This is a genomic window from Arcanobacterium wilhelmae (assembly GCF_029632765.1).
Lineage (GTDB): Bacteria > Actinomycetota > Actinomycetes > Actinomycetales > Actinomycetaceae > Arcanobacterium > Arcanobacterium wilhelmae.
Genome location: NZ_CP121247.1, coordinates 590,468 through 606,224 on the forward strand (window position 1 = coordinate 590,468; position 15,757 = coordinate 606,224).

A 15,757-nucleotide genomic window follows, 5' to 3' on the forward strand; every position below is an offset into this window, starting at 1 on the left:
AGCCCGAGCGGTACAATAATGGGCGTGGAAAAACTAGTTTTGGGAATTGAATCCTCGTGTGACGAGACCGGCGTTGCGCTGGTTCGCGGCGGGGAACTGTTAGCGGACGTAACGGCGACGTCGATGGATGAGTTCGCGCGTTTCGGTGGCATCATTCCGGAGATCGCCTCGCGTGCGCACCTGCAGTCCTTCGTGCCAACCCTGAACGCGGCGCTGGAGAAGGCGGGCGTGCAACTCGAGGATGTGGATGCAATCGCAGTCACGGCCGGTCCTGGCCTGGTCGGTTCGCTCACGGTTGGAGTGTCGGCGGCGAAGGCACTGGCGCTGTCACTGAACAAGCCGCTGTACGGCGTGAACCACATTATTGGTCATATCGCGGTGGATCAGCTGGTCCACGGCGCGTTTCCGGAAAGGTTTGTTGGCTTGGCCGTTTCCGGTGGCCATTCGCACCTCATGCTGGTCAACGACATCGCAACCGACGTCAAGGAACTCGGCGGCACTCTGGACGACGCCGCAGGCGAGGCTTTCGATAAGGTCGGCCGTTTGCTCGGTACGCCGTACCCGGGCGGCCCGCACGTGGATAAGCTCGCGCAGGCAGGCGATCCGAATGCGATCCGGTTCCCGCGTGGCCTGTCCAAGGGCAAGGACAAGGTCAACCACCCCTACGATTACTCGTTCTCTGGTTTGAAGACAGCCGTTGCCCGTCACATCGAAGGAACGCTTGCGCGCGGTGAGGAGCTCCAGCGCGAGAACATTTCGGCTGGTTTCCAGGAAGCGGTCGCGGATGTTCTGACGGCGAAGGCGTTCCAAGCGTGTGAGGATTTCGGCTGCGACACCCTCGTGATCGGCGGCGGCTTCTCGGCAAACTCGCGTCTGCGTTCGCTTGCGGAGGAGCGTGCGGAAAAGTACGGCGTGACCGTGCGTATCCCACCGATCCGATACTGCACCGATAATGGCGCGATGATTGCGGCTCTTGGCTATTCGCTGGTGATGGCGGGCGTGGAGCCGAGCGATCTGGGGATCACGGTGAACACGGGCCTCTCGCGCGATGTGATCGTGGTGCGCTAACGGAACCTCAGAGGCAAAAGCTGGTGGGTATCGAACGCCCACCAGCTTTTCTCTTGAGCGCCTTTCACCGCGGATACGCCACGGGCAAAGTTCGTATATTCCCCACGGTTTCCGCAATCGCTTCGGCGCGTCGAAGCTTGCTCTCACGCCCGCTCGGCGAGGATCGCCTGGTGCTTGCCGAGCAGCGGCGTGAGAATCAGTGTTGCGCTACCGGTACGTTTCGGATCGAGCTTGAGTTTCTTCCGGAACGTATCCGGCACGACGTCGGTGCCTCGCTTCTTGATTTCCACCCGGCCGATCCCGCGCTCGGCAAGCTCGCGCCGGATCGCTTTCGCATCGAACGGCAGCACATCGAGCACGCGGAAACGAGCAAGAAGCGGCGAATCAACCTCGCCGCCGCTGAGGTAGGCGATAGCCTGCGAAACGGGCGCCAGCTCGAGGTAAGCGGCGAGTGAAGCCACCGATCCCGAGCGAATAATCGCCGGATCGGGCTCGTACAGCCACTCGCCGAGCTCGCGCGGCTGCGCCATCTCGGCCTCGGCCTGCGGGGAATCCACCTGCGGATCCCACTGCCACGTGCCGTCCCCCAGAACGAGCGCCTCGCGGCCCGGAGTTTGCGCCGCCTCGCCCAGCCAAATCACGGCCTCGAGAAGCTCGCCACCGTCGGAAATCCACGTGACTCGCGAATCGGCCGGCAGATCGCGATAGTCGATCCCGGGCGCCACCTTGATGCCGGCACTACGGAAGCCCCGTGCAATCTCGATGGCCGTCTCCAGCGACGGCGACCACTCGGCCGGGTTCGTGATCCGGCGGCCGCCAGCGCGGCGGGCGGGATCGAGCCACGCAGCGTCGGCGCCGAACGAGCCAAGATCCAGCGAAAACGCGTCCGTGTGGAAAACCTTCGCCGTCGGGAACTGTGCGAGGTTGAACGAGGCGGCGGCAGCGGCGTCGTCGGAAATCTCGATCGCCGTCACGTCCAGGCCGAGCCCGGCGAAAGCGAGCGAATCGCCGCCGATTCCGCACCCGACGTCGAGCACGGAGGTGGCGCCAGCTGAGCGTAGCCGCGAGGCGTGATGCGCGGACACGCGCAGGCGCGTGGACTGCTCGAGCCCGTCCGCAGTGAAGAGCATGGTGGGTGCGAACGGTCCGAACTTCGCTACCGCCGCCTCGCGCAGGCGCGCCTGCGTGAGCGCGGCTGCAACGACCTCGGGGGAGTAGCCCTCGGCGCGAAGCTGCGCGGTGAGCGCGAAAACCTGCTGCGGATCGTAGCTACTGAGCCGGTCGAGGAGCGCCATGCCATCGGGGGTGAGAAGCGAAGAAATCACGTGTCCCATTGTCTCACGCCATCGCGTGTTCGCGCCCGGCGATGCGCTGGCACTCGCGTTGACCGAGTGCCAAAATCGGCCTAATCTAGATGGTGTTGTTGGAGTGAGGCGACCCCCGCGACGGCGTCGCATTCCGTCCAAAGTTGTGAGTAATAAAGGAGGAATCCGAATGTCGGTTTCCATTAAGCCGCTTGACGATCGCATCGTCATCCGCCAGGTTTCCGCTGAGCAGACCACCGCTTCTGGCCTGGTCCTGCCCGATACCGCGAAGGAAAAGCCCCAGGAGGGCGAGGTTCTGGCCGTGGGCCCGGGCCGAGTTGATGACAACGGCAACCGCGTCGCGATGGACGTCAAGGTTGGCGACAAGGTGATCTACTCCAAGTATGGCGGCACCGAGGTCAAGTATGGCGAGGATGAGTTCATCATCCTCTCCCAGCGCGACGTTCTCGCAGTGGTCGAGCGCTGAATCGCTCGGCGTGCCCTGTGAGGCGCAGATGAGCTGATCCGGCGCAAGGTGACGGCCCGACGTCGGGCGGCGGCTTGCTGCGTGAGGCCCGCGTTTCGCCTCGGCGAACGAACATAAAGGAGTGGAGGAACACCTCGGTGTTCCTCCACTCCTTTATGTTCGACTGCGTTCAGGCTGTCGGTGCGTGACGACGGCGGGCAACCACACGGTTGCGTTCCTCTTCCGACATGCCGCCCCATACGCCATACGGCTCGTTGTGGGAGAGTGCATACTCACGGCACTGTTCGATCACCGGGCAAGCCTGGCAGATGCGCTTCGCGCGCTCGATGCGACGACGACGCGGGCCACCGCGTTCGCCTTCGGGATGGAAGAAGAATTCCGGATCCATCGAGTTGCAAGCGCCGAGAAGCTGCCAGTCCCAAAAATCCACAAGGGCACCGTCAACATCTTTGATGCGAGCTACCAAAATTTCACGTCCTTTATATCCATGTGCATGGGAACCGCGATGGCGACCCCAAATGATCGCCCTGCGCGAAACCTCATCTAGTTTAACTTGCAAATCCGCGAAGAAACAGTGTTGATCTTCACTCTCATTTCTGCTAGATATCGCTTGCGCATGAAAATCCGCCTATTTTTGCCGTTCTCGCACGGGAATGAGTGCACTCCTGTGCGTGAGGAGAGACGGCCCACAGCGCCCGTCCGCTCTGCGGACTACACTAGGCCCATGAGTAACGACCCTTTCGGCCTGGTTGGCCTCACGTATGACGATGTGCTCCTTCTTCCGAACGCCACGGACGTGATCCCGTCCGAAGTGGATACGAGCGCACCTCTGACGAAAAACATCACCCTCAAAATGCCGATTCTCTCGGCGGCAATGGATACCGTGACTGAATCGCGTATGGCAATCGCGATGGCGACGCTCGGTGGCCTCGGCGTGATCCACCGCAACCTCTCGATCGAGGATCAGGCCCAGCACGTGGCCGCGGTGAAGGCCGCCCCCTCGGGCGAAGTTGATCCCGACGTAGCAACACTCGATCCTGCTGGCCGTCTGCGAGTTGGTGCGGCGATCGGTTACTGGGGTGACGCCTGGGAGCGCGCGCTCGCGTTGGCAAACGCAGGCGTGGACGTTCTGTTTGTGGACACCGCGAACGGCGAAGCCGCCCTCGCTCTCGAGATGATTGCCAAGATCAAGGCCGCACCGGAGTTCGCAGGCGTGGACGTGATCGGTGGCAATATCGCCACCACCGAGGGTGCGCAGGCGCTGATCGACGCGGGCGCGGACGGCGTGAAGGTGGGCGTTGGCCCGGGCTCGATCTGCACCACGCGAATCGTTGCAGGTATCGGCGTTCCCCAAGTGACCGCCGTCTACCTCGCCTCCCTCGCCGCGAAGCCGGCTGGCGTTCCCCTGATCGCTGACGGCGGCCTGACCCACTCGGGCGATATTGGCAAGGCGATCGTTGCTGGAGCATCAACCGTGATGCTCGGCGGCCTGCTCTCCGGCACGGATGAAACCCCAGGTGAAACCTACCAAATCAACGGTGTGAGCTTTAAGAGCTACCGCGGCATGGGCTCGCTCGGTGCGATGAGCTCGCGCGGGCGCGTCTCCTACTCGAAGGATCGCTACTTCCAGGCGGATGTGAAGAGCGACGAGAAGATCGTTCCCGAAGGTATCGAAGGCCAGGTGCAATCCAAGGGCCCGGTGGAGGCGGTGCTCTACCAGCTTACGGGCGGCCTGCATCAGACCATGTTCTACACGGGCGCGCGCACGATCGCCGAGCTCGCCGAGCGTGGGCGCTTCGTGCGTATCACTTCCGCGGGCCTGCGTGAATCGCACCCGCACGACGTGCAGATCACCGTCAAAGCGCCGAACTACTGATCGGCACTCACTGAGCGCGAGCTACTGGCCAGCCGCGGGGAGGGGTGGGACGCCCCTTCTCGCGGTTCAGCCGGTCAAAGAAATCCCGCTGATCGTTGTAGGTTTCCACCTGTAACTTTTCCAGTTCGGCCAGGTCCATTTGAGCAATATCCGGATACTTGCGGCAAATCGCTCCGAGCACTCGCAGTGTGGCGAGAACATCTGCCTCCGCGTTGTGGAACGCATCATCCTGAGCCACGCCATAATGCTGTGCGAGGTTTTCCAGGCGCCGCTTGCCCTTGCGGTAGCGATCGCAGCTCTTATCGACCATGAATGGATCCACAATCGGCCCTACCTCGCGCCCGAGCCGCTCGGCCATCGTTGCGAGGCCGTGGCGCGCGAGCTCCTCTTCCATGAGCGTGAGATCATACGAAGCGTTGTAGGCCACCACGACGAACCCCTGTTGCATGTGATTGCACAGGATGTCCGCGATCTCGTCCAAAACGTCCCTCACCGGCCGGCCCTCCTCACGCGCTTTCTCGGTGGAGATGCCGTGCACGCGCTGGGCTTGTTCCGGGATCTCAACGCCCGGATCCGCCAGCCAGTAGTTGCGCGTAGTGCGCCCGTCCTCCACGAGCACTACCGACGCCGTGACGAGCCGTGAGGTGTGGGGATCCACACCGGTTGTTTCCGTATCGAAGCCGATAATCGGGTTATTCGTCCACATTTTTCTGCCTTCCCACGTGGGTTCTTGCTCTCGTCACGATGCTAAAACCAGCCTACGACACTTTTTCGCGGACACTTTGGAAACGCGGCTACCGAAACGGCTACGCTTGGTGTGTGGCAAATGAAATTGAGATTGGGCGCGGCAAACGCGCCACCGCTGGTTATTCTTTCGACGACATCGCCGTGGTCCCCTCGCGCCGTACACGCGACGCGGCAGACGTGTCCGTGACCTGGCAGCTTGACGCCAACTACCTCGAGGTTCCGATCCTCGGCGCGCCGATGGATTCGGTCACCTCCCCGAGCACGGCGATCGAACTCTCGCGCTTGGGCGGCATCGGAGTGCTCGATCTGGAGGGCTTGTGGACCCGCTACGAGGATCCCACGCCCCAGTTTGAGGAGATCGCCGCCGCGAGCGAGGAGGAAGCGACGGGCGTGCTCCAGCGAGCCTACGCGGAGCCGATCAAGCCCGAGCTGATCACCCAGCGCCTGCGCGAGTTGCGCGAGGCGGACGCGATTGTTGCTGGCGCGCTTTCGCCGCAGCGCACCTCCCAGTACTGGGACGTTGTCGCCGACGCCGGTGTGGATCTTTTCGTTATCCGTGGCACCACTGTTTCGGCTGAGCACGTCTCCTCTAACGCGGAGCCGCTCAACCTCAAGCGTTTCATTTACGATCTCGACGTGCCGGTGATCGTGGGCGGCGTGGCCTCCTACACCGCGGCCCTGCACCTGATGCGCACGGGAGCCGCCGGCGTCCTCGCAGGCTTTGGCGGAGGCGCCACGTCGGCGAACCGCCGCACCGTCGGCGTCGCCGTCCCGATGGCCACCACCGTCGCGGAAGTCGCGGCAGCGCGGCGCGAATACATGGACGAAACCGGCGGCCGCTACGTCCACGTGATCGCCGACGGCCAGATCTCCACCTCCGGCGATCTCGTGAAAGCGATCGCGTGTGGAGCCGACGGCGTCATGCTCGGCACTGCGCTCGCGCGCGCCGAGGAAGCCCCCGGGCGCGGCTACCACTGGGGAGCCGAAGCGCGCCACGCAACCCTGCCACGCGGCGAGCGCGTCGCCGTCGGGAGCGCAGGGAGCCTCGAAACCGTGATCAACGGACCAGCTTCGGACGCCTCGGGCCGTACTAACCTGGTAGGGGCCCTCAAACGCGCCATGGCGATGACGGGCTACTCAGACGTGAAGGAATTCCAGCGAGTGTCGGTTTCGGTAGGTGCAAACAGGTGAAGGTTCTCGGCGATCACGGCGAACGGGTACTGACGAAGGAAGAGATTGACGACGGCCAATATGCGCCGACATCGGTGCTCCAGTCGTTCAAGTACGCGTTCGCTACTCCAACCAGGCTACGGAAGGAAGTGATCGCCGGGCTCACCGTGTCGCTTGCGATGATCCCGGAGGCGATCGCCTTCGCGATTATTGCGGGTGTGCCGCCAACGGCGGGGCTATACGCCTCGGTGGTGATGTGTCTGGCAATGGCGTTCGTGGGCGGGCGGCCTGCCGTGCTCACCGGCGTCACGTCGGCCGTCGCGATCGTCACCGCGCCGATCGGCAGCGCCTACGGCGTGGACTACATGATGGCCACCGTGCTCCTTGGCGGCCTCATCCAGGCCGTACTCGGGCTCGTGGGCGTGGCCAACCTTGAAAAGCTCATCGGGCGCAGCGTGATGCTCGGTTTTACGAACGCGCTCGGGCTGATGCTGATGTGGACCCAAGCGAAAGTGTTCACGCAGGGCAACTGGCAGGTGTGGGTGCTCGCCGCGCTCGGCATCGCCGTGATGTTCGTCTGGCCAAAAATCACTCGCGCGCTGCCCGGGCCGCTGGTCACCGTCGTCGTGCTCACGGTGGTCACGGTGCTCGCCGGATGGCGCGTGCCGAGCGTGGGGGATATGGGCCCGATTGGGGGAGCGCTGCCCGTTCCGGGGCTACCGGCCGTGCCCTACACCCTCGAAACACTGCAGATCATCGCGCCGTATTCGCTGGCGGTGGCGTTCATTGGGATTATTACCTCGCTGATGACGGCGAAACTTGCCGACGACGTCGTCGATTCCGATTCGAACAAAACTCACGAAACGATCGGGCTGGGAATCGCAAACATGGCGTCTGGTTTGTTTGGTGGCATGGCTGGGTGCGGCATGATGGGGCAGACGCTGATCTCGGTGCGCGAGGTGGGTGCGCGGACGCGCCTTGCCACGCTCATGGGTGGCGTGTTTATCCTGGTGCTCAGCCTGGGGCTGGCGCCGGTGGTGGCGGCAATCCCGACGTCGGCGCTCGCGGCTGTGATGCTGGTGATCGGTATCAAGACGGTGCATTGGGGTGTGATGCGTCCGGCCACGATTAAGTTTATGCCGTGGACGGAATCGATCATCATGTTTGCCACGATGGTCAGTGCGATCCTGACGCAGAATCTGGCGATCGGTGTGGGTGTGGGTGTGGTGACCGCGATTATCGGGTTTACGCGCCGGATCACGCACATGGTTCGTGTGGAGACGGTGCTCGAGGAGGCGCCGGAGGGGGATGGCAAGATCCGCACGTATACGGTTCATGGGCAGTTGTTTTGGATTTCGGCTACCTCGATCATGAAGCGTTTTAATTTTGATACGCGTGCGCATACGATCATTATTGATCTGTCCGATGCGGAGATTTGGGATGCGTCTACGGTGGCCACGCTCGATGCGGTGACGCGTAAGTATCACAATCGTGGCAAGCTCGTGCATATCCGTGGCTTGCGCGGTTCGAGCCTGGAACGCTTGCGCAAGCTCTCCGGGCACCTGGACTAGCGCCCGGAGAGAAAGAAATGGCAATGCTTGTCGTGCTAGCTGCTTCGGAGTGAATTGAGCATACGGTCAATATTTTCGATCGCAGAAGGAGGGTACGTTCCTATGTGTGTATCCGCCCAGTGATAAAAATTCGATGCACCATCAAGCAGAGAAGATACGAAAGATTGAGGGTCAACCACATGCTGAGAGCTGCGCAGAGTAAATAAGGCAATTTCGCCTTTTTTTATGATTGAAAACTCGTCGGGCTCGTCACTAAATCCCCCAAAGCCGGCTCCCGTCTTGAGGTAGTTATCGATAGCGCCGAGAAGGTTTATCCAAAATCCTCCCACATTTGTCCACGCCTCCAACGGCATTAATTGGGTGTCGTTGAGTTTTAAAGATACCCATCCAACACCTGGCTCCGAAACTTTGTCCTTTTGCCAATGCCACCAGTGTGCGGCTTCATCTGGTTCTGCGTCGATTGAGGCCAGATAACGTTTATGATCATTGGCGAATTCCTGCGGATTCAGGACGGTGTTCGATTTGAGGATAAAAGTCTCTGATTTAATGGAGGTTGGCCCCAGCCAAGTTTGTGAGATTCTCATATATATTTATTCCTTGTCACCTATTCCTCGTTACCGTGGGTAAAATTGAACGACTATAGGGCGAGGTAGTATTCGCGCCCGTCTGGGGTGCGCTGGAGGATACCGGCGTCGACGGCGGCCCTGCGGACGTTCGCGACGTCACTAACGAACATGGCAAGGGCCGCGTTGAGTTCAGTTTCGCTCAGCTTCGTGCGTGGCGCGATTCGCGAGAATACTGTGGTGATGAGTTGGGCAGAGAGCGCCTGGAGCTCGTCCTCTCTGGCCGGTACGATGCTGATTCTCTCGACTCTGGTGATGAGGTGTTCGTCGAGGAGACCCTCGAGGCCAGCTAGCGTTGAGCGAAGGAGTTTAGTGTCGATCTGTTCGCCGTGTGCCCAGTCGAAGGGGAGATTGGCGGTGTCGGCGCAGGTACCGGCAAGTACCTGGGTGAGTTTGTGACGGAATTTCGGGTTTGCGATCGCGGCGAGGACCACGCGGGCTCGTTTTACCACAGAGGTATCGGAGGCGTTCAGGGGCGAGTTCATGACGAGGCTTTCTTGAGGTTGTGCTTGTGAGAGAAAGAGCGGCGACGTCGGTGGTGCACATGAGCCACCGGCGTCGCCGTTTCGCAGGGCTGAGGTGTGGCGCTCAGATGCGCCAGTGCTTCACGCCTTCTTGAAGCGGTAAATGTTGGTTTCGCGCATCTCGAAGCCGGAACGCTGGTAGAGGCGGTTCGCAGCCTCGCGGGTGGGACGGGAGGTGAGGTCGATCGACTTCGCGCCGCGCTTCTCGGCGAGCTCCACTGCAGCCTCGACGAGCGCACGCCCGGCGCCCTGGCCGCGCGCAGCCTCGTCCACCACAACATCCTCAATCCAGGCGCGCACGCCCGTGGGGATTTCGAACATCACGAGCGAGAGCATGCCGACGATCGCGCCGTCGGTTTCCGAGCGGAATGCGAGGAGCGAGAGCGAATCGGAGGCGAGGATGCGCTCCAGGCCCTCAATATCGAGCGGGGTGGAGGATTTCGACAGCTGCGGGATCAGGAGGGCGAACGCCTTCTCCAGCTCCGGGGTGGCATCGGTGATCAGTTCAACGGCCATGAATGGTCCTTTCAAAAACGGGAAAATCAGGCAGTGCCAACGCCGGCGCTGCCAATACATGCCTCAAGTCTAAATGAAAAGCGTGGCGGGGTACCCCGCCACGCTTTTCATCAATAACCAGCTCAGATGAGTTCCATCGCCTGGCGGGCGATCGAGAGCTCTTCGTTGGTCGGGATCACCATCACGCGAACCGAGGAATCCTCGGTGGAGATGGTGCGTGCTTCCTTCGAACGCACGGAGTTCTTCTCGGCGTCGATCTTGATGCCGAAGCCTGCCAGGCGCTCAGCCACAGCGGCGCGGAGCAGATCGTCGTTCTCGCCTGCACCAGCGGTCCAGGTGATCACGTCCAGGCCGCCCATCACAGCGGCGTAGGCGCCGATGTAGTGAACGATGCGGTGCACGTACACCTCGATGGCTTCCTTCGCGTTTTCGTCGCCAGCTTCGACCTTCTCCCACACCATGCGCATGTCGTTGTCGCCGGCGAGGCCCTTCAGTCCCGACTTCTTGTTGAACAGGGTGTCGATCTCGTCGATCGACATGCCACCAACGCGAGCGAGGTGGAACACCACGGCCGGATCGATATCGCCGGTACGCGTTCCCATCATGAGACCCTCGAGAGGGGTCAGGCCCATCGAGGTATCCACGGCCTTGCCGTTCACGACGGCGGAAACCGAGGCGCCGTTACCCACGTGCAGCACGATCTGCTTGAGATCGTCGCGGCCGAGGAGCTCCGACACCGTCTGCGAGATGAACATGTGCGAGGTGCCGTGCGCGCCGTAGCGGCGGATCTCGTACTTGTCCGCAACTTCGCGATCGAGGGCGTAGGTGGCCGACTCGCGCGGGAGGTTCTGGAAGAACGCGGTATCGAAAACGGCAACGTTCGGCACGTCGAACAGTTCGCGCGCAACCTCGATACCCTTCAGATGGGCAGCGTTGTGAAGCGGAGCGAGCGGGATGAGCTCTTCGATCTTGGCCTGCACGGCATCGTCGATGATTGTGGCCTTGTCGAAGTACTTGCCGCCCTGAACCACGCGGTGGCCGACAGCCTTGATCTCAGCGTCCTCGAGCTTCGGGCCGTAGGTGTTGAACATATCGAGCACCATCTTCAGGCCAACGCCGTGATCGGCGATCGGCTCCTCAACCGTGTGCTTTTCGCCGTTCACCTTATGCTCGAGAGCCGACATCTCTTCGCCGATGCGCTCGACGAGACCCGAGGCGAGCGATTCGCCGGTCTCCGGGTTCACCAGCTGGTACTTAATGGACGACGAACCCGAGTTAATGACGAGTACAGACACGTAATCTCCTTTTAGTTTCTTTGGGGAAGTTTCTCCCGACGCCGGCGCTGATTGTACGCCGGCGTCGGAACGTTTGTTGTGGCGCGGGCCTCAGCCCTGCGCCTGGATTGCGGTGATGGCAACAGTATTGACGATGTCGTCCACCAGCGCGCCGCGGGACAGATCGTTGACCGGCTTGTTCAGACCCTGGAGGATCGGGCCAACGGCCACGGCGCCCGAGGAACGCTGAACGGCCTTGTAGCCGATGTTGCCAGCCGAGAGCGAGGGGAAGATGAACACGGTGGCACGGCCGGCAACCGGAGAGCCCGGGAGCTTCTTCGCGGCCACAGCCTTGTCAACAGCGGCGTCGTACTGGATCGGGCCCTCGATGAGCAGATCCGGGCGAGCTTCCTTCGCCACGCGGGTAGCCTCCACGACGGCGTCAACATCTGGGCCCTTGCCCGAGGCGCCGGTCGAGTAGGAAAGCATCGCAACGCGCGGCTCAACGCCGAACTGCTGGGCGGTCTCAGCGGAGGAGATCGCGATCGAGCCGAGCTGCTCCGGGGTGGGGTTGGTGTTCACGGCGCAGTCGCCGTACACGAACACGCGGTCTTCCATGAGCATGAGGAAGCACGACGAAACGATCGAAGCGCCGGGCTTGGTCTTGATGATCTGGAACGACGGAACGATCGTGTTCGCTGTGGTGTTCACCGCGCCCGAAACCATGCCGTCTGCATCGCCCATGTGCACCATCATGGTGCCGAAGTAGGACAGATCCTTGAGCGTTTCAACGGCCTGTTCGTAGGTGACGCCCTTCTTCTCGCGAAGGCGAGCGAACTCTGTGGCATACTTCTCCACGAGAGCCGGGTCCGAGATCGACACGATCGAGGCGCCCGAAAGATCCAGGCCGAGCTCGCCGGCGCGGGCGAGGACTTCGTCCTTTTCGCCGAGCAGGATGATGTCCGCAACCTCGCGGCGGAGCAGCTCGTCCGCCGCGCGCAGGATGCGATCGTCGCTCGATTCGGGCATCACGATGCGCTTACGATCGGCGCGGGCGCGCGAGATCAGGCGCGACTGGAACGCGAGCGGCGTAATCACATCCGACTCTTCCTCCATCGCGGCCTTCAGCGTTGCCGCCATATCTGCGGTCAGCTCGCGCGAACCGCCGTCGGGGAACGCGATCACCGGCGCGACTTCTTGCGCGAAGCGGGCCTGGTCGAACTCTGCCGGGGCGTCCGTGACGACGACGGCGGACACGGGGGAGTGCTCCTCAGTCACAACCGACTTTGCGAGCTTCGCGATCGTGGTGATCTGGCCGGGTGCGCGCAGTGCGCCCGAAACGGCGAGCACCATCGTGGTACCGAGGTTCGCGGTGGCGCGGCCGGCGCGATCGAGCGTGCCGGGGTTGAACGGATCGCCGTCGAGAATACCGAGGACGAGGACCGCGTCGAACCCTTCGGCGTAGTCGGTGTAGCGCTTGACCAGCTGGTTCATCGCCTCTTCCTCGTCGTTGACGTAGGTTTGGCGCGACGAACCCCACGCGCGATCGAGATCTTCGACCCGGCCAGCGGCCTCAAGGAGCTCAATAAAGGCCGCATCCTCTTCGATGGGGCCATTGGTGAAGGAACGGAAAACGCCCAGGTTCGGGTAATCAGCCTTGAGCTGCTTGACGAACGAGAGGGCTGCAGTGCGGGTGCCGGAGTTACCCTCCGCCGCGGTAAAGTAGACGCTCTTGGTCACGAGTTTTTCCTCAATCTAGTTCGGATGCCTCATTGCGTGCCTGCCAGGGCAGGACTAGTTCTATCGTCCCACTTTTCGCGCGGGCGCGTTGGCGACAGGTAAGATTTTCGGGGAAATCACACATGAGGGAGGTCACGTGGGAACACGCAGAACCGAACGGCGTCGACGTCGCGAGCGTGGGTTGCGCCCGCCGTTACGCGCGGGGCTCGGGGCAACGAGCGTTGTCCTTCCCGACGCCGGGCCGGTGCTCCTCGCCCACTGGCTCGAGGAGCGCTTCGGGCCAGGAAGCGGCGAGGCGCTCGCTCGAGGCGACGTATTCGCCGACTTCGGCGAGCAACTCGCGCCCGACGCTCCCTACGTTCCGGGCCAGCGTGTGTGGCTGTTCCGCCCGGTTCCGGACGAACCTGCCGAGCCGATTATCCTGCCCGTCGTTGCCGAAACAGAGAACTGGGTGGCGGTGGATAAGCCGCACGGAATCGCCACGATTCCGCGCGGCGGCTACGTGGCGCGAAGCGCGGTGGTGGCGGCCCGGCGCCAGTTCTCTAACGACGATCTTGTGCCCGCCCACCGCCTTGACGCCGGAACCGCCGGAGTGCTCCTGCTCGTCAAGAGGCCCGAAGTCCGCGGCGCTTATCAGCGTATGTTTCAGGGGCGACACGTGGAAAAAGAATACGAGGCGATCGCCCCGCTCGTCGGAGAGCTCGGCCAGTGGCGACGCGTAGAGCTGCGGCTCGAAAAGGAGCACGGCGAGCTCGCGGCCCGCGTCGTTGATGGCGAGCCGAACGCGATTACCGATCTCGCGCCCGTCGAGGCGCTCGGCGATGGCCTCGCGCGCTGGATGCTGCGCCCACACACAGGCAAAACACACCAGCTTCGCGCCACCCTCGCCGCGATCGGTGCGCCCATCGCCTTCGACCCGCTCTTCCCGCAGGTCCTCTCCGCCGACGCCGCCCAGCTCGCGCATCCGCTCCAGTTGCTGGCGCGCACGCTCGAGTTTCACGACCCCATCAGCGGAGATCAGGTGAAACTCGTCTCGAACGCGCGCCTTGCTCTCGGGTAAGCGGCGCGCCGGCGTCGCGGGCGTCACGAAAACCGGAGCAGATGGCGCAAAACGAGCCCCGACGTCGGCGGAACATCCCGAAACTCGCCCGCGCAATCTCACTAAGCGGACGAATACGTCTCACTGCAACGTGCGGGGTTCGCAATAGGGGAGCGGGCAAAGTAGGCTAAGCCCGTGGATAATATTCAGCCTGTTCTTGTTATTGATAACGGCGCACAGTACGCCCAGCTCATCGCACGCCGCGTCCGCGAGGCCGGCTACTACTCTGAACTCGTCCCGCACTCGTGGAGCGGCGAGAAAATCCTGGCCAAGAACCCGGCAGCGATCCTGCTTTCGGGTGGGCCGTCGTCGGTGTACGAGGAGGGTTCGCCCGCACTCGCTACCGAGATTCTCGACGCCGGGGTGCCGGTTTTTGGTATCTGCTACGGCTTCCAGCAGCTCGCCCAGGCGATGGGTGGCACCGTGGAGCACACCGGCACGTCCGAGTACGGCTCCACCGATGTGGAAATGCTTGCTGACGGCGTTGTGACTGGCGAAAAGGGGCTCCACGTGAACGCGTGGATGAGCCACGGCGACGCCGTCACCACCGCTCCCGAAGGCTTCACCGTGACCGCCCGCTCGGCCGGCGCCAAGGTTGCCGCATTCGAGAACCAGGAGCGCAAGATCTACGGCGTGCAGTGGCACCCGGAGGTCAAGCACTCCGAGGGCGGCCAGGGCATGATCGAGAACTTCCTCGCTGCCGCCGGCATTGAAAAGAACTGGAACACCTCGTCGATTATCGAAGATCAGATCGCCAAGATTCGTGCCCAGGTGGGCGATTCGTACGCGATCTGCGCACTTTCGGGCGGCGTGGATTCCTCCGTTGCGGCTGCGCTCGTGCACCGTGCGATCGGCGATCAGCTGATCTGCGTGTTCGTGGACCACGGACTGTTGCGCGCCGGCGAGGCCGAGCAGGTGATCCGTGACTACGCGGGCGCTCGCGGTATGCGTATCCTTGCGGTGGACGAGTCGGAGCGTTTCCTTTCTGCGCTTGATGGTGTGTCCGATCCGGAGACGAAGCGCAAGATCATTGGTCGTGAGTTCATTCGTTCGTTCGAGGCCGCGCAGGCGCGCCTCGTTGCTGAAGAGGGCGCCGAGGGGCGCAACATTGGTTTCCTCGTGCAGGGCACGCTTTACCCGGACGTTGTGGAATCCGGCGGCGGCGACGGCACGGCCAATATTAAGTCGCACCACAACGTGGGCGGATTGCCGGAGGACCTCGAGTTTGCGCTCGTTGAGCCGTTGCGTGATCTGTTCAAGGATGAGGTGCGCGCGATTGGCCTGGAGCTTGGCCTGCCGGAGAACCTCGTGTGGCGTCAGCCGTTCCCGGGCCCGGGCCTCGGTATTCGTATCGTGGGCGAGGTGACCCGCGATCGTTTGGAGACTCTGCGCGCCGCGGACGCGATCGTGCGTGCCGAGTTCACGGCTGCCGGCATGGACCGTGAGATCTGGCAGTGCCCGGTGGTGCTGCTGGCCGATGTGCGCTCGGTGGGCGTGCAGGGCGACGGCCGTACTTACGGCCATCCGATCGTTCTGCGCCCGGTGAGCTCGGAGGATGCGATGACGGCCGATTGGACGCGCGTGCCCTACGATCTGCTGGCCAAGATTTCGAACCGAATCACGAACGAGGTGCCGGACGTGAACCGCGTGGTCCTCGACGTCACCTCCAAGCCGCCGGCAACAATCGAGTGGGAGTGATCTTTTCCCTGTTTCCTCGCGGCTTTTCGCGGTGACTCTAAAAGAACGCCAGGAAATTTT

At 62.6% G+C, this 15,757-nt stretch carries 15 protein-coding genes; 7 read left to right on the plus strand and 8 right to left on the minus strand.

The window, feature by feature from the left end; genetic code table 11:
* Positions 1–18: 18 nt before the first annotated feature.
* Positions 19–1,068 (plus strand): tRNA (adenosine(37)-N6)-threonylcarbamoyltransferase complex transferase subunit TsaD, encoded by a 1,050-nt coding sequence (tsaD, locus tag P8A24_RS02585; protein WP_423190685.1) that lies wholly within the window; start codon positions 19–21, stop codon positions 1,066–1,068.
* Positions 1,069–1,211: 143 nt separating this feature from the next.
* On the opposite strand, the gene P8A24_RS02590 is transcribed toward tsaD, so the two are convergent.
* A complete protein-coding gene (locus P8A24_RS02590; protein ID WP_278059429.1) occupies positions 1,212–2,393 on the minus strand; it encodes a class I SAM-dependent methyltransferase in 1,182 nt (393 codons plus the stop codon).
* 169 nt (positions 2,394–2,562) lie between these two features.
* Between P8A24_RS02590 and groES the strand changes: the two genes are divergently transcribed.
* Entirely contained in the window at positions 2,563–2,859 is a 297-nt protein-coding gene (gene groES, locus P8A24_RS02595) for a co-chaperone GroES (protein WP_278059431.1), read from the plus strand.
* Positions 2,860–3,028: 169 nt separating this feature from the next.
* On the opposite strand, the gene P8A24_RS02600 is transcribed toward groES, so the two are convergent.
* The gene (locus tag P8A24_RS02600; protein ID WP_278059433.1) at positions 3,029–3,325 is read right to left on the minus strand and encodes a WhiB family transcriptional regulator; all 297 of its coding nucleotides are present in this window, start codon (positions 3,323–3,325) and stop codon (positions 3,029–3,031) included.
* Positions 3,326–3,583: 258 nt separating this feature from the next.
* On the opposite strand from P8A24_RS02600, the gene guaB reads away from it, so the two are divergent.
* The gene (gene guaB / locus P8A24_RS02605; protein ID WP_278059435.1) at positions 3,584–4,735 is read left to right on the plus strand and encodes an IMP dehydrogenase; all 1,152 of its coding nucleotides are present in this window, start codon (positions 3,584–3,586) and stop codon (positions 4,733–4,735) included.
* Between the two features lie 7 nt (positions 4,736–4,742).
* Here the strand turns inward: guaB and P8A24_RS02610 are convergent, their stop codons facing one another.
* A complete protein-coding gene (locus P8A24_RS02610; RefSeq protein ID WP_278059437.1) occupies positions 4,743–5,441 on the minus strand; it encodes an exonuclease domain-containing protein in 699 nt (232 codons plus the stop codon).
* A gap of 113 nt (positions 5,442–5,554) precedes the next feature.
* Between P8A24_RS02610 and P8A24_RS02615 the strand changes: the two genes are divergently transcribed.
* Positions 5,555–6,673 carry a GuaB3 family IMP dehydrogenase-related protein gene (locus P8A24_RS02615; RefSeq protein ID WP_278059439.1) on the plus strand — a complete coding sequence of 373 codons (1,119 nt, stop codon included), beginning with the start codon at positions 5,555–5,557 and terminating at the stop codon, positions 6,671–6,673.
* Positions 6,670–8,223, plus strand: coding sequence for a SulP family inorganic anion transporter (locus tag P8A24_RS02620; protein ID WP_278059442.1), 1,554 nt, complete (start codon positions 6,670–6,672; stop codon positions 8,221–8,223). The genes P8A24_RS02615 and P8A24_RS02620 overlap by 4 nt, the downstream gene beginning before the upstream one ends.
* A gap of 35 nt (positions 8,224–8,258) precedes the next feature.
* Here the strand turns inward: P8A24_RS02620 and P8A24_RS02625 are convergent, their stop codons facing one another.
* The 5 genes from P8A24_RS02625 to pta form a co-directional block, all read right to left on the minus strand.
* Positions 8,259–8,807, minus strand: coding sequence for a hypothetical protein (locus P8A24_RS02625; protein WP_278059444.1), 549 nt, complete (start codon positions 8,805–8,807; stop codon positions 8,259–8,261).
* 53 nt (positions 8,808–8,860) lie between these two features.
* On the minus strand, positions 8,861–9,331 hold the full coding sequence (locus P8A24_RS02630; RefSeq protein ID WP_278059446.1) for a DUF2087 domain-containing protein: 471 nt from the start codon (positions 9,329–9,331) through the stop codon (positions 8,861–8,863).
* A 120-nt stretch (positions 9,332–9,451) separates the two neighbouring features.
* A complete protein-coding gene (locus tag P8A24_RS02635) occupies positions 9,452–9,886 on the minus strand; it encodes a GNAT family N-acetyltransferase (protein WP_278059448.1) in 435 nt (144 codons plus the stop codon).
* 122 nt (positions 9,887–10,008) lie between these two features.
* Positions 10,009–11,181 carry an acetate/propionate family kinase gene (locus P8A24_RS02640; RefSeq protein ID WP_278059451.1) on the minus strand — a complete coding sequence of 391 codons (1,173 nt, stop codon included), beginning with the start codon at positions 11,179–11,181 and terminating at the stop codon, positions 10,009–10,011.
* 90 nt (positions 11,182–11,271) lie between these two features.
* Positions 11,272–12,900 (minus strand): phosphate acetyltransferase, encoded by a 1,629-nt coding sequence (gene pta / locus P8A24_RS02645; RefSeq protein ID WP_278059453.1) that lies wholly within the window; start codon positions 12,898–12,900, stop codon positions 11,272–11,274.
* Positions 12,901–13,036: 136 nt separating this feature from the next.
* Here pta and P8A24_RS02650 point away from each other — a divergent pair, with 136 nt between their 5' ends.
* Together P8A24_RS02650 and guaA are read left to right on the plus strand one after the other, a co-directional pair.
* Positions 13,037–13,960, plus strand: coding sequence for a pseudouridine synthase (locus tag P8A24_RS02650; protein ID WP_278059455.1), 924 nt, complete (start codon positions 13,037–13,039; stop codon positions 13,958–13,960).
* 183 nt (positions 13,961–14,143) lie between these two features.
* Positions 14,144–15,697, plus strand: coding sequence for a glutamine-hydrolyzing GMP synthase (gene guaA / locus P8A24_RS02655; protein WP_278060167.1), 1,554 nt, complete (start codon positions 14,144–14,146; stop codon positions 15,695–15,697).
* Positions 15,698–15,757 lie beyond the last annotated feature (60 nt).

Bases quoted from the DNA above. Each gene is read 5' to 3' on its own strand.
- tsaD (WP_423190685.1), top strand. From the start codon at position 19: ATGGGCGTGGAAAAACTAGTTTTGGGAATTGAATCCTCGTGTGACGAG.
- groES (WP_278059431.1), top strand. From the start codon at position 2,563: ATGTCGGTTTCCATTAAGCCGCTTGACGATCGCATCGTCATCCGCCAG.
- guaB (WP_278059435.1), top strand. From the start codon at position 3,584: ATGAGTAACGACCCTTTCGGCCTGGTTGGCCTCACGTATGACGATGTG.
- P8A24_RS02610 (WP_278059437.1), bottom strand. From the start codon at position 5,441: ATGTGGACGAATAACCCGATTATCGGCTTCGATACGGAAACAACCGGT.
- P8A24_RS02625 (WP_278059444.1), bottom strand. From the start codon at position 8,807: ATGAGAATCTCACAAACTTGGCTGGGGCCAACCTCCATTAAATCAGAG.
- P8A24_RS02630 (WP_278059446.1), bottom strand. From the start codon at position 9,331: ATGAACTCGCCCCTGAACGCCTCCGATACCTCTGTGGTAAAACGAGCC.
- P8A24_RS02635 (WP_278059448.1), bottom strand. From the start codon at position 9,886: ATGGCCGTTGAACTGATCACCGATGCCACCCCGGAGCTGGAGAAGGCG.